The 13,888-nt window shown below is 59.8% G+C and carries 11 protein-coding genes; 9 read left to right on the forward strand and 2 right to left on the reverse strand.

Going from position 1 to position 13,888, the window contains the following annotated elements:
* Positions 1 to 130: 130 nt before the first annotated feature.
* The gene (locus IVB41_RS09700) at positions 131 to 835 is read right to left on the reverse strand and encodes a hypothetical protein (RefSeq protein WP_247430324.1); all 705 of its coding nucleotides are present in this window, start codon (positions 833 to 835) and stop codon (positions 131 to 133) included.
* Positions 807 to 2,180 (reverse strand): O-antigen ligase family protein, encoded by a 1,374-nt coding sequence (locus IVB41_RS09705; RefSeq protein ID WP_247430327.1) that lies wholly within the window; start codon positions 2,178 to 2,180, stop codon positions 807 to 809. The genes IVB41_RS09700 and IVB41_RS09705 overlap by 29 nt, the downstream gene beginning before the upstream one ends.
* A 263-nt stretch (positions 2,181 to 2,443) precedes the next feature.
* Here IVB41_RS09705 and IVB41_RS09710 point away from each other — a divergent pair, with 263 nt between their 5' ends.
* The 9 genes from IVB41_RS09710 (at position 2,444) to IVB41_RS09750 (ending at position 13,787) form a co-directional block, all read left to right on the forward strand.
* On the forward strand, positions 2,444 to 3,748 hold the full coding sequence (locus IVB41_RS09710) for an acyltransferase (RefSeq protein WP_247430331.1): 1,305 nt from the start codon (positions 2,444 to 2,446) through the stop codon (positions 3,746 to 3,748).
* 88 nt (positions 3,749 to 3,836) lie between these two features.
* The gene (locus IVB41_RS09715; protein WP_346770813.1) at positions 3,837 to 4,952 is read left to right on the forward strand and encodes an acyltransferase; all 1,116 of its coding nucleotides are present in this window, start codon (positions 3,837 to 3,839) and stop codon (positions 4,950 to 4,952) included.
* Positions 4,953 to 5,240: 288 nt separating this feature from the next.
* Positions 5,241 to 6,452 (forward strand): hypothetical protein, encoded by a 1,212-nt coding sequence (locus IVB41_RS09720; RefSeq protein WP_247430337.1) that lies wholly within the window; start codon positions 5,241 to 5,243, stop codon positions 6,450 to 6,452.
* A gap of 67 nt (positions 6,453 to 6,519) precedes the next feature.
* Complete coding sequence (locus IVB41_RS09725; protein ID WP_247430340.1) at positions 6,520 to 7,785, forward strand: acyltransferase; 1,266 nt, start codon at positions 6,520 to 6,522, stop codon at positions 7,783 to 7,785.
* A gap of 95 nt (positions 7,786 to 7,880) precedes the next feature.
* Positions 7,881 to 8,981: an acyltransferase gene (locus IVB41_RS09730; RefSeq protein WP_247430343.1), complete on the forward strand. Its 1,101-nt coding sequence runs from the start codon at positions 7,881 to 7,883 to the stop codon at positions 8,979 to 8,981.
* Complete coding sequence (locus tag IVB41_RS09735) at positions 8,978 to 10,054, forward strand: acyltransferase (RefSeq protein WP_247430346.1); 1,077 nt, start codon at positions 8,978 to 8,980, stop codon at positions 10,052 to 10,054. The genes IVB41_RS09730 and IVB41_RS09735 overlap by 4 nt, the downstream gene beginning before the upstream one ends.
* 63 nt (positions 10,055 to 10,117) lie before the next feature.
* Positions 10,118 to 11,305: a glycosyltransferase family 4 protein gene (locus IVB41_RS09740; protein ID WP_247430349.1), complete on the forward strand. Its 1,188-nt coding sequence runs from the start codon at positions 10,118 to 10,120 to the stop codon at positions 11,303 to 11,305.
* Positions 11,302 to 12,318 (forward strand): glycosyltransferase family 2 protein, encoded by a 1,017-nt coding sequence (locus IVB41_RS09745; RefSeq protein ID WP_247430353.1) that lies wholly within the window; start codon positions 11,302 to 11,304, stop codon positions 12,316 to 12,318. Before IVB41_RS09740 ends, IVB41_RS09745 begins: the two co-directional genes overlap by 4 nt.
* Positions 12,318 to 13,787, forward strand: coding sequence for a lipopolysaccharide biosynthesis protein (locus IVB41_RS09750; RefSeq protein ID WP_247430358.1), 1,470 nt, complete (start codon positions 12,318 to 12,320; stop codon positions 13,785 to 13,787). Before IVB41_RS09745 ends, IVB41_RS09750 begins: the two co-directional genes overlap by 1 nt.
* The last annotated feature ends 101 nt before the right edge of the window (positions 13,788 to 13,888 follow it).

Raw genomic sequence — 13,888 nt, forward strand, 5'->3', positions numbered from 1 at the left:
TCTTGGCGCTAGGGATACAACGAACTCATTAGGTTCGGGTTTTGCCGAAAATTACAATTTTATCGGCTCCGCGAGACTGGTTCCCGGAACCTTCGCTGGTTAAATCTTTCCGCCGGGCGCAGGAGCGTTGTCAGCGGGACGGGCTCACGGAGATCAGCGATGTGGTCGTCGTGGCCGCGGCCGTGAACAACGTCTGTGTTCGCGCTTGAGCGCTGCCACCGCTTGTATTGAGCACGACCGGATCGGCGGATGTTGCCGAGCCGCCGCGACCCTGTCCGCCTCCCGCGTTGCTCCCGCCGCCGGCGGTCGTCTCGCCGGTGGGATCGGCGCCGCTGGTCACGTCTGTCTGGATGTCGCCAGTAATGCTGGTGAAAGACGCGATCAGGGCCGCGTTTTCGGTCTTCAAGACCGCTTCCTGGATGAGCTGTGCCACACCCTGTTGCGACAGAACACAAACGGAAGCCGCAGTTCCGAGACCAGCGCCGATGGCACGGCTCTGTTCCTCATTGCTGGCTCTTGCGAGCGAAACGATGCCTTCGACGGTCTCGGGCCGCGAGGTCAAAAGGTCGCGAATTTCAGAGGCTAGGCCGCCCTGACCTTCCTTGAACTGGTCGAGCAATGCCGCGGGATTTGCGAGAAACGTGTTTGCGCGCTCCGCCGAGATCAAGTTGGCGTTGGATCCGCACGCAGCGCTGTTGCCGGTGGCCGCGAACGATGGGACGATTGTGCCGTATAATGCGGCAACGCCGAGGAGAACCGAAAGAACTTTTCCAGATTGCATGATGACCGCCGAACTCTTTTTGTTTTTATAATTCATTTTGTCCAAATTTGCCACGTTTTTTCCGCAATCCGGACGGGAGCGATTGGGCCAGCCCGCAACCAACAATGGCAGCGAAAAAGACCCCGAAGCCGGGTATTTGCACCGAAAAGTCGATGCAACTATGAACCAGTCCGAGCGCCGCTACGCTGGCGCCGACGAGCGGTATGTAGCGGTCACGCTTTCGTCGCAAGCTGCTTCTTAACAAAAGGTAAATATACCAAAGGGTGCACGCCACGATAAAGGCGGCGGCGGGCAGGCCGAGCTCCGCCGCAAGCTCCAGCGGTGTCGAATGGGCGCGGTCCCATATTCCAAGACTTCCGAGCTCCGCGGTCCGGTATGCCGGGAAAGCTGCCTCGAAATTGCCCCAGCCGATACCAAGCATCGGATAGTCGTGGATGATGGCGATGGCGCGCTGATAGGCATTGGATCGCTGCTCATCAATCAGGCCGTAAGTGCCGATTCGCCCGGCAACGGCGCCGCCAACGAGTTGGAGGAGCAGCAGCGCCACCAAGGGGATTCCCGCAGCAAGCCCCCATCTTCGCAGCTTGCCGATCGGCAATGGCGCGAGATAAAGCCCGCAGGCGAGCAGAAGTGCACAAATCGACAGCAGCAGTCCCGCGCGAGAGCCCGTCATCGCAGTCGCCGTCACGCAGATCGTAAAACCGATGCCGAGAGCGACTGGCGAAGATGAATAGAACGTGACGCGGTCCGAGACACGGGGGGATACCGGCGCATCCGAATGGTCGCGGCGATGGGCGAAGCGAAGCAACGGGACCAGAAATAATATCGCGCTGCTGCCCCAAAAGACCGCGGCGGTGTTTCGATTGACGAAAGTGCCGGTGGCGTAGCCCAGATAGGCTTCCTTGCGTCTCGACAACAGGCCGTTGGGGTCGCTGACTTCGGCAAGAATGCCGTACACCGCGTAGGCACACCCGGCCCAAGCGAAAATCAGCAGCAGCCGGCGTGCGCTGCTCGCGTCGGTTGAGATTTCGAATGCGCGGATGAACACCATCGCAAGCAGCAGTGGATAGCCGAGCGCGAGCCACGGACCGCTGGCCGTTGTCGAAATGCGGCTGGGAGCCGGGATTCCAAGCCCGGTCGAGGGAAGCTGCCAGACCGGATTGCCAAGCGCAAATGGCGGCTCGCGCCATTCCTGGATGATGACGATCGCTGCAACCATGGCGAGCGTGACGAGCAGCGGCGTCAGGAGCCTCACGTCCTCGCGGCCGATGCCCTTGAGGTCGGCCGTCACGAGGCTCGCCGCGATCAGCGCGCACCAGATACAGATCCAAATCAGGTCTGTGGATCCGAGCGGCAGCGGCGCCAGCACGAAAACCGCGAGCGCGACCGTCCTGGACACGATGTTCAGCTGGCACTCCCCACGGGTATGATTGGCCGTTCGCACCGAAACGGGAGACGAGCTCCGCGACAACGCCGATAAAACATCAATCCAGCCCTTTCGGAAGTGATCATTCGTCGGCTGCAATCCTCACAAGAAAAAAATGACGCCGTGTGTCGATTGCGTCACGTGTTCGGCGCGAATGCGTCGAAAATACGCCGTCGACGTGCCCGGACAAAAACGTTTGTCGGTCCAAATATCGCCGTCGCTCCAAGGTTAATTAGGTGCGCGAAATCCGCGCAGGCGCGCCCGTTTTTCGGCGTTGTCAACGCGCGCAATGCCCTTTAGAAGCCGATGCTGCAGCGCAAGAATTTCTCGGAGTCGACGTGGCGACGCAGGTTCACCAAGAAAAAGAACACGTCCTGTCGCTGGATAGCATCCGCGGAATAGCCGCGGTCACCGTGGTCGTGCACCACGTGATACGGATGCCGACCTTTCTCGCAGCTTTCAGCACGCCGCCGTGGATCGAGTGCTCGTATTTCCGGGCCGGAGGCTTTCTCGTCGATCTCTTCTTCGTTCTCAGCGGCATGGTCATGTCGATGAGCTACGTGCAATCGGAGTTCAGGGGCTTCTCGTTGCGCGATTTCATGGTGCGCCGCTTTGCCCGCATCTATCCGCTTCACTTGGTCATGCTGATCGCCCTGCTTCTCTTCCGCCTGCTGCGGATCGGTCTCGTCACTCTCGGCGTGATCGTCGCCGTGCCAGCCGCGTTCGAGGTCAACAATGCGTATTCGTTCGTTCTCAACGTGTTCCTGCTGCAATCGCTCGGATTCCTTGACTATCTGAACTGGAATGCGCCGAGCTGGAGCATCAGCGTCGAGTTCTACACGTACCTGGTGTTTGGATTGGTCGTGCTCGGGGCGCAGCGGCTCGGCTCGCTCCGATGGCTGTATGTGTCGGCGGCCGTGCTTTCCGTTGCGAGCTGGCTGGCGCTCGCGGTGTGGATCGGGAGGGAGGAAATCGGTGCGCAGTACGATTTCGGTATTCTGCGCTGCTTCACGAGCTTCTTTCTCGGCGTGCTCACGGTGAAGGCGGTATCCTACGTGCCGCGCACGATGGGGCCGGCGGTCAAAGGCGCTATCCAGTTCGCCGCGTTCCTCGTCGCCCTGGTGAACGTCTGTTTCATCGAGGCGTGGCCCTGGATCAGCTACCTCACGCCCCTGACATTCGCGGTCTTCCTGGGATCCTTGCTCGCGTTTCCAGATGCGGCAGTCGTGCCTCGCGTGCTGGTGACGAGGCCCCTGATCTGGGTCGGCAAGCGCTCCTATTCGATCTACATGGTGCATGCATTCGTCATCCTGCTCGCCGAGTACGGCCTCAGGGCATTTGGACATCAGCCGATCGCCTGGCTCGAATCGATTTATCCCGGTCTACCGGCGACGCTGAACTTGTTCGTGTTGATCGCGGTGGTGCTGGTGGCGTCGGATTTCACGTATCGTTGGGTGGAGCTTTCGGGCGGCAAGCTCGTCCGGCGCTGGTTCGAGGGCAACCGGTTCTTTGCCGCCGCGCCCGCGACGAATTCCACGTGAGGCCGAAGTCGGGGCGACCTCAGGCGGATCGTAGCTGGTGCCGGCGAACCTGGACTCGAAGAGGGAAAGAAAATTGTCGCAATCTCGGGTGACATTGCGCTCGCTCCAATGCGGACGCGGCCTGGCTGCCCTCATGGTCGTCATCTATCACACGTCGGTGATCTTTCGCGTGCCTACCTATTGGGGAGCCACTCCCTTCGGGGACGTGCCGAAGTTTCTGGATTCAGGCGTCGATTTTTTCTTTGTCCTGAGTGGCTTCATCATTCTGGACGCGCATCTGCGCGACATTGGTTCGCCCGCGAGTTTCGCGAACTACGTCTGGCGGCGCGCGGTCCGGATCTATCCGCTCTATTGGGTGGTCTTCTGTGCCGTTCTAACTCCGCTGTTGCTGACCAAAGCGGACGCTGATTTGCGCCGTATTGCGCTGGAGTTCTTCCTGCTGCCTGCGTCGGGCTTGGTTCCAGATCAGAAGATCGTCGTTGTGTCATGGACGCTTTGTTTCGAGATCGCGTTTTACGCGATATTCGGCGTCGCGATCTTCAACAGGGTCTTGGGCGTCCTGCTCGGTGCGCTCTGGCTGTTGGCTGCGCTCTACTCGCTCGGAGAACTCGTTCCCGCGAACTGGACGATTCTCTGTTCTCCATACCCGGTTCTGTTCCTGACCGGCATGGCTGTCCGACAGGTGTGGAGTTCCGGGAAGTTCCGCATGCCGCTGAGCCCGACGTTCGGGCTGGGCATTGTCATCTTCGCGGCGGCAGCCATCACGCGAGTAAATGCGCTTGGAATTCCGGCCGGGGTCGTGCAGTGGTCGTACGGCCTGGGAGCGGGTTTGATCATACTGGCTGCGGTTGAGGCCGAGCGCCGTGGGTCGGTCGAATTTCCCGAATGGCTGACGAGAATTGGAGACGCGTCGTACAGCCTCTATCTCGTCCACTTCACCGTGCTTTCGGTGTTGGCCAAACTCATTGTGGCGACCAACGTGTCCAAGGCTGTGCCCCTTCAGGTGGTCTTTGTTGGGATGGCAGTTGTAACCGTCGGCGTCGGGGTGGCCGTTCATCTCGCTGTCGAGAAGCCGCTGCTGAAGCTCCTTGGACGCCGTCGCGCGCCGGTGCACCAATCTACCGGACAGTTCGCAGATGAGGTTCGGGGTAGGGATCGAAGCCCACAGGAACTGGCTCGCGAGGCCTATTCCACGGATCGATGAACGGAATTCTTGCTCATGCCGTCCAGGAGCTTCCGCAAGCCTTTAACGTTGAAATTGCTGAGTTTTACAGTTATGTTGCGTTGCAATAGAGCATCGACCGCGTATCGGACGCCGAGGCGTCCCGTTCAAGATTGGCCGCTTTCAAGGGCGGCCGTTCCTTCACAGATTTCTGGATGAATGGCAGGCAGCGTGGCATCGAGCGAACGAGATACTCCTATATCCGTCGGGTTCTCCCTCGAGGCGGTCGCGTTTTGCCTGTACGTCGTTCGGGACGCGTTTGCCGGCGCGATGAAATTCTACTTTGCGAAGCTTCACCTCGAGGTTCTGTGGTTTTCGCCCGACTTCGTCGCGATTGTCTGCATCGGGCTGTTCATCAAGCGATGCGTCATCGACAACGGGAGCATGATGGCGTTGCTCGTGTTCGGGCAGATCTGCGTCTCGCTCTTCATCGGCTTTTGGTTTCTCGGCAGCGCGACGGCGCTGATGTCTTCGATCAAGATGATCTTTCCTCTGTTCGTGGGCTTTTGTTTCGCCGACCGGCATTTGGGCGAGTATCGTAATTCACTCAAGATCGTCACGGCGACGCTCTACCTGAGTCTGTTTGGCATCTTCCTTTCGAAATACTGGTCGATGCCGTGGGTCGGCTTCAAATACGAGTCCTTCGGCGCGACGCGCGAAGCGGGACGGTTGTGGTGGTCGTTCCAAGAACAGCGATTGGCAGGCTTCGCCGCCGACAGCACGATGGCCGCCTATTTCATTCTGGTCGCCTATGTCATGACGTCGATCCGCAGGAGCATCCCGTGGTGCATCGTCATGGGTGGAATTTCGATCTATGCGATCCGCCTGACCACCAGCAAGACGGCGATGGGTGTTCTATTTGTTTATCTGATCGCGATGATCTTCGTCCGGTCGCTTCCATACGAGAAGCGGCTGAATACGCTGCGTTCGTTCACCCTGTGGTCCTATGGGGCGATCCTGGTTCCGATCGTGCTCATCATCCTGTTCACCGGCGTCGATCTCTCGCCGGGATCGAAGGGCTTCTTCTTCAGCCTTCAGGATCGCATCAACAACAGCTGGCAATTGCCGTTCGTCTATCTCAGTCAGCTGATGCCGATCGGAATCGTCACGGGATGCGGGGTAGGTTGCTTCAATTATCCTCAGCAGCTGTTTTCGAACCTTACGGACTATTGGGTCCCCGTCGATAACTTCTATATCGGCACCTACGTGATGTTCGGATTCCCCTTCGTCATCTTCATGTGGATGGTGTTCAGGTCGACCCTCGTCGTCACCGATGTCTACAAACTGTCCCTTGTGTTCGTGACCAACATCTTCACGATCACTGTGCTCAGCTACGGTCCGGCGACCGGCTTGCTGGTGATTGCGTTGGGCTTCAGCGAGGTCTTTTCGAAAACTGCGACTAGGGTGTTCCAGGGCGGCGGCAAACGCGAAGTCGTCCCTCCGCCCGAGCCGCGCCTGTCGACTGTTCATGATGTGGGTTGAGTGGAAGAGCCGGGCGCATTCTGTATGCGCGGATGGAAGTGGCAGTAGTGCCGAGGGATGCAAACGGATGACATTGCGCGAGCAGCTTGACCGCTACAGAGGCCATGGTCCCGGGTTTGATGCGGCGCGTCTGGTTCTTTCGATTTCCATCCTTTGTTGGCACAGCGTGGTGACGTCATATGGTCACGCGGCGGAAACGAATATCTGGAATGGCTTCTTCTCCGCGCCTTTGAGCGCCTTGATGCCCATGTTCTTTGCGTTGAGTGGGTTCCTGGTGATGGGCAGTTTCGAAAGAGCGAACAATCTTCGAGGGTTCCTTGGCCTGCGCGCTCTGAGAATTGTTCCGGCGCTCTCGGTCGAAATCCTGATCTCCGCCTTCATACTCGGCACTTTGCTCACGACGTTGCCGCTGGCGAACTACTACAGTGACCCTAAATTTTTCAGATATTTCGGAAGCCTGTTCGGATTCGTGAACTACACGTTGCCGGGCGTGTTTGCCGACAATCCGGATCCCGACAGGGTCAACTTGTCGCTGTGGACGATCGCTCCGGAATTGATGTGCTACGTGTATCTGGGATTGCTGATGGCCCTGCGCCTCAAGCGAACCGGTGTCACGATTTCGGCGGTCGCTCTCCTCGTCGTCTGCCTCGCCGCAGACGCGCAAGTCGGCATCGATCGGGCCGACACCGGCGTCGTGTTCGCGCGCTTCCTTCTGATGTCATTCGCGTTTGGAAATCTGCTCTATCTCTGGAGCCCGCTCATTCCGTTCCGGTGGGATTTATTCGTTGTTAGCATCATCGTTGGATGCCTGTTCATCAAGATGCCGGTTCTGATCTATCTCTCCCTGCTCTGCTTGGCCTACGTCATTGTTTACGTTGGATGTGTTCCGATCTTCGTGCCCAAGCCGTTCTCGACCGGCGATTATTCTTACGGGATCTATCTGTATGCTTATCCGATCCAGCAGACCTACGCGCACTTTTTTACCGAGCATCGCGAGTTCTATTGGAATATCCTGTTTTGCCTTCCTGCGACTTTCACAGTGGCGGCAGTATCCTGGTGGTTCATTGAAAAGCCGGCATTGTCGTTGAGAAAGAACCTGTACAAATTGCCGACGACTTCAACGGATCTAACGTTCCTGCAGATCGCCGTGCCGTTCGTTCTGTTGGCGATGTACGGGGTTATTCTCTTCGTGACCAGCGGACTGTTCGAGACCGGTGTGCGTATTCGGGCAATGCTGCCATGGGTCACGGTGTGTGCGCTCGTCATCGTCGGTCTCAGGGTCACGTTTCTCCGTTTCGTCGGCCGGCCGAAATACCAGCAATCCTTTGACTGATCGTATCGTCGTTGGTCAGCAATGGTCAGGGAAGTCCGGAAGAAGCTATCATCTTGCGATCGGGCCCATCATCGAACTGGCTTGGAACTGAACCCATGCACAAGCGCCTCGCGTTCATAGACACGCTGCGTGGCATCGCCGTTCTGTGCGTGCTGGTCCAGCACGTGCTGGAGCAGATCGTGCTCACGGGGCAGACCGGCGCAGCCGAGGGCATGTTGCACGGCCTGATCGGGTACTATTTCAACTTCGGTCGCTTCGGCGTCGTGCTGTTCTTCTTCGTCAGCGGCTTTGTCGTTCCCTACAGCTTTCCCGATAGCGCCGCGCCGGTTCGGGACTTCGCCGTCAGTCGCTTCTTTCGGCTCTATCCCATGTACTGGCTGTCGATCATTCTGGCGCTCGCGATCCTGCCGGCCACGGAGGCCAAGGTCTTTCCGGTCTGGCAGGTGCTGGTCAACCTGACGATGTTTCAGAACGTGATCGGCCTGCCCAACATGGTGGTCGCGCATTGGACACTTGCGATCGAATTGATCTTTTACATCGGTTGCGTCGTCTTGTTCGCCACGGGTCTGCTCCGCCGAAGCACGGCCGTGTTTGCCATCGTCATCGCGATCTCGTGCGCCGGCATCATTATGCCGATGCTGTTCGAACAGCGGGCCGTCTCGCGTCTGCTCGAGGTCGTCCTCAATCTCGATGCGATGCTGATCGGGAAAATCACCCGCGACACGGTCATGGGGCGGAAGCTGCGATGGTGGCACGTGGCGATTTGCCTAGGCCTCTACAGTGCGTTCGCCTTGGTGATTTTCAAGCGCCTGTATGGCGCCGACTATCAAGGAAACTTCTTCTATAGCTATTCGATCGCATCGGCCTACGTCGCGGCCGGAATCACGTTCGTCACCTTCGCCTGCTATGGCGACAGGCTTGCGTGGCGTGGTCTTACCTTCATCGGCATGATCAGCTACTCGGTGTATCTGATGCAGGTCTACGCGCTGGCGGTGGCGGTGCACTATTTCGGTGCGGGCAGCAATCTGCCGCAATGGACGCTCTTCGCGGTCGGCGTGTTCTCGGTGACGGTTTTGATGTCCTGGGCCAGCTATTACGCCGTCGAGAAACCCGCAGCGGCTTTTGGTCGAACGTATCGCTCGCGGCGGAGCGCGGGTGCTGAGGCCATGCCGGTGCCGGAGCGGGGGGTGGCATGACCGACGCTGCGAGGCCCAATGCTTTAGGCGCGCCGCGCTCAGCCTTCTTTCCGTCGATTCAGGGCCTGCGCGGCCTAGCGGCGCTGACGGTGGTCTTCGCGCATCTCTATGCGATGCCGATGCTTGCGGGATTTCTGCCGCCGCTGCCGGGCTGGCTTTACAAGGTGTTCGACACCGGCGGCCACGGCGTCGAGCTGTTCTTCATGATCAGCGGCTTCCTAATTCCGGCGAGCCTGGTTCGACACGGCAGGGTGTTGACCTTCATGTACGATCGCTGCCTGCGCATTCTCCCAGTCTTTATCGCTCTACACCTCGTCGTGTTCACGCTCGGGCCAATCGCCGGTTACAAGTTCTTCAAGGGAATCGACGCAGGGACCTATGTCGAACTGTTCCTGGTCAATCTGTTCTTCCTCCCCGACGCGCTCGGTCTTCCGATTGCCCAGCAGAATGCCTGGACGCTCAGTTACGAATGGGCCTTCTACATCTGGTTTGCCGCGATGTTTGTCGCTTACCGCGCGCCGAGCAGGTGGTCGATGCTCGGCCTGGGATTGGTCGCGCTGGCGGCCGTCGGCTATCGTCCGAATAGTGCCTTCTTTGGCATAGGCGTTGTCTTTGGCCTCCTGTCGTTCCGGTTTCCGGTGAAGGGCGGGCTGGGGCTGCTCGTGGCGATCGCCAGCTTTGCGCTCATGTTCGGACTCATGGAATATGTCAGTGTTTGGCTCGCGCTCATTCCCGGATTTGTGCTGTTCGCGGTCGTCCTGACGCCAGAGTCGGGATTTGCGGAATTCCTAAGCGCACGCGCGCTGCAGTTCGTTGGCAAGATCAGCTACAGCATGTACCTCGTTCATCCCTTCGTGCTCTATCCCTTGCAGATCGTCGGCAGGAAATTCGCGGAAGCCGGCATGAACCTCTGGCTGCTGTGGGGCGGGTTCGTCGTTTTGGGTCTCGCTCTCATCCTGATTGCGTCCACCCTGAGTTACGAGATCTTCGAGGTCCGCCTTCGCGGCGCGATCGACCGCTTCTTAGGCAAGCGATGGGACGTCGAGCAAACGGAAGTTCAACAGCGCGCCTGATCCAGGCCACTCCAGTCAGATGACTGCAACAGTGGGTTGGTATCCGGTCGAAGGATGCATGATTTGCGTATTCTTGTCTTGACCCACGAGTTGCCGCCGTTCCGTGGCGGTGTCGGTACCTATTGTGTGGAGACGGCAAAGGCCGCCGTCGCCCAGGGCCACACCGTGGAAATCCTTGCGCCCGACTTCGGCAAGGACAATTCGGAGGAGGACCGGCTCTATCCTTTCACGGTGCGCCGCTTCGCCGGCGGCGTCTACGCGACCCGGGCGTTGCCGCGGCTGTTGCGCGCGCTGCTGAGCACCAAACCATGGACATTCGACATCGTCCATGCCGCGGACTGGCCCTTCGTGATGCTGATCCCCTGGATGCGGCCCTTCATACGCCGGCGCATCGTCGCCATGATGCACGGCACCGACGTACTCCTCCTGGCGAAGTCGCGTGCGGCCGGATTCCTGTTCGGCCGCTCCTATTTGCGCGGAGCCGACCATGTCGTGGCCAACAGCCGGTTCACCGAAGACCTGCTCCTGAAATATCATCCCTATCTGGCGTCGCCGCGGCGAACGGCCGTGACACTGCTCGGCGTCGATCCTTTCTGGTTCGCTCCGCCTGTCGGCGCGTCCGAAACCCTGGATCGGCATGGCGTGCCGAAGAACCGGAAATTGCTGCTGACCGTGGCGCGGCTCGATGTTCGCAAGGGCCACCGGCATTTGCTCCAGGCACTCGCCCTGCTGCCTCAGCATGCCAAGGAGCAGCTTGGCTACGTCATCGTCGGCAAGGGGCTGGATCCGGCCTATCAGGACGAATTGAAGCGTCTCGCGGAGGTGAGCGGCGTGCCGGTCGTTTTCGCGGGCGCGGTCTCCAACGACGACGTTCGAAACTTCTATGCCTCGGCTTGGCTGTTCTGCATGCTTGCCGAACCAAATCCGGAGAAGGTGGAGGGCTTTGGGCTGGCCTATCTTGAAGCGGCAGCGCAGTCGCTTCCGAGTGTCGCCGCGCCGAATGGCGGCGTGCCGGAGGTAGTCCTCGATGGAAAGACGGGCATTCTCCTGACGGACCGCTCGCCGAAGAAGCTTGCCAATTTGCTCGAGGAGCTTCTGGGCAGGCAGGAGGACGTGGCGAAGTTCGGTTCAGCCGCGAGGATCTGGGCGCAGACGTTTTCCTGGCAGCGCTGCGCCGAACTGACGTATCAGCTCGAAGAAGCCGCGCAGCAAGCCCCGTCGCGCGCCAACGTCGTTGCAGGAGAATCATGACTTCGCAAGCCACACCGGCCTCGCAAGGCCCCAGCGTATCGGTCATCATTCCGGCCTACAATGCCGCCGGCTGCATCGGGCGCGCGATCGCCTCGGTTCAGGCGCAGACCGAACAGGATTTCGAGATCATCGTCGTCAACGACTGCTCGGCGGACGACACGGTTGCCGTGGTCTCCAGCGTTGCCGCGAAGGATAGCCGCATCCGGCTGGTCAGCCAGGACAAAAACGGCGGCCCATCACGAGCCCGCAATCGGGGGTTCGCCGAGGCGCGAGGAACCTGGCTGGCGATCCTTGACGCGGACGATGCCTATAAGCGGGATCGCCTCGAGCGATTGACCACGCTGGCCGAGTCCGAAGCTCTCGACATGATCGCTGACGACATCACCTATTACGACAGCGAGGCCGATGTCGAATTCGGCGATCAGCGGCTCAGTCCTGGGTTTAACCGCATCGACCTTGCCGGCTTCCTCCGCGCATCGATGTTCCGCCCGCCGCTGCATGATTTCAGCGGGCGGGACGTGTTCCAGTATGCCCTGCTCAAATTCGTGTTCAGACGATCGTTCGTCGCAGAGTACAAGCTCGCCTATCCGGAAACCCTTCGCGACGGCGAGGATTTCTTCTTCTATTCGGAGTGTCTGCTCGCGGGCGGCCGGGCAGGGCTCACGTCAGAGCCAGGTTATGTTTACACGCAGCGCATGGGCAAGGTCTCGAAGCGGCAATCGGCGCTGACGCGGACCAGGGTCGACCGGATGCAAGTCGTGACGGGGGTCGATCTGCTGCTCTCGCGTCACGCGCAGCGCCTGTCGTCTGTCCACAGGCGGTTGTTGCGCGAGCGGCGCGCCCAGGCGATCGGACTGAACGCGCATGAGCGCGCGCGAGACCTCGTTCGCCAAAAGCAGGTCGGGATCGCACTGCTGGAGCTGGCCAAGACCCGACCGGCTTGGGCGTTTTCCGTGCACATGCTGTTGCGGCGACGAAAAGACTGGTTCGCAAAGCTCGGCGGCAAGGCCTGATGACGGACAAATCCGGTCTGATGAAACGAACCGGCGTCGGCGTGCTCTGGATGGTCATCGGATCCGGAGGGCAGACGCTGTTCCAGTTCGTTCTGTTCATGATCCTGGCGCGCTTGCTCGGGCCGGAAGCGTTCGGCGTCGTCGGCATAGCCACGGCCTTCATCGACATCTCCAACCTGATCGGCCGGGCCGGTCTAACCGAAGTCCTGGTCCAGCGCGCGGAGACGTCCGAGGAAGAACTCGACACCGCATTCTGGAGCAGCTTCGGGTTCGGTCTGCTGTTGACGGTCGTCATGTTCCTGACGGCGCAGAACCTCGCCGACCTCTTTGGCGTGGCCGAGCTGAAGCAGGTGATGCAGTGGCTGGCTCCGATGTCGCTTCTGTTCGCCGCGGGCACGGTCTATGAGGCAAAACTCCGCCGCGAATTCGGTTTCCGCGCGCTGGCGGCACGCAACGTGTCGGCCACGATCGTCAGCGGTGTCGTTGCGATGGTGATGGCGTTCACGGGCTTCGGCGTGTTCAGCCTCGTGGCACAGCGCCTCATCTACTACGTCTGGTTCACCGCGGCGATGATCGTAGCAACGCGCTGGTGGCCGTCGCTGAGATTCCGTCCCCGGATTGCCGTTGCCCAATTGAAGGGCGGAATCGCGGTGGCGTTGTCCTCGCTGCTTGGCTCGGGAAACCAGCGGGTTCTGGACCTGATCGTCGGCTATTTCGTGGGCGCCGAGGGCCTCGGCTACTTGCGGATTGCGTGGCGCGGCATCGACCTTCTGCTCGAACTCTCGATCCGGCCCGTGACGACCGTCACGCTGACGTCGCTTGCGCGCCTGCAGAATGATCGCCCGGCCCTGATCGATACCTATCTCCAGCTCGTTCACATGACGGCCGCTTTCCTCTACCCGCTGTTTGTCGGTGCCGCGCTCGTCGCACCGGAGCTGCTGACGCTGATGTTCGGGGTGAAATGGCAGGCCAGCATCTTGCCGATGCAGATCCTGACGCAGATTGCACTGTTCGTCCCGCTGATCTGGTACAAGACGAACATCCTCATGGCCATTGGCCGGATGTGGGAAGTCCTGCTCATCAATCTGTTCGAATTCGCGGCCAGCGTGATCGTGGGCGTGATCGCCGCGCAATACAGCGTCGAAGGAGCTGCTTTCGGCAACGTTGTCAGGATGCTGCTTGCTACGCCGGTAATCCTGTTCGCGGTGAAGGCCTGGGTTGGCGTCCCCTTCGGACGAACGCTGGCCGCGGTGATGTATCCGGCTGCGGCAACCGTCATTATGGCGGGAGCGCTCTTGCTATTGCGGCCCCATCTGGGAACGCTGCATCCGATCGTGATCCTGGCAATCATGAGTGTAGTCGGATTCGCGATCTACGCCCCGGCCATTCTTGCGGTGGATCGAACCCTGTGGCGCACCGTGCGGAACGTCATGTCGACGCGCACGCGTCGGCCTGAGCCGGCCTCCTGACCGGTAGGCTTAGAGCGTTTTTCAGTGAAGCAGGAAACGGTTCGCGTAAAGAAAACGCGTCAAAACAAGAATCGAGAGCCTCCATTCCTATCGAAACCGAA

It is taken from the genome of Bradyrhizobium sp. 44 (genome assembly GCF_023073095.1).
Classification (GTDB): domain Bacteria; phylum Pseudomonadota; class Alphaproteobacteria; order Rhizobiales; family Xanthobacteraceae; genus Bradyrhizobium.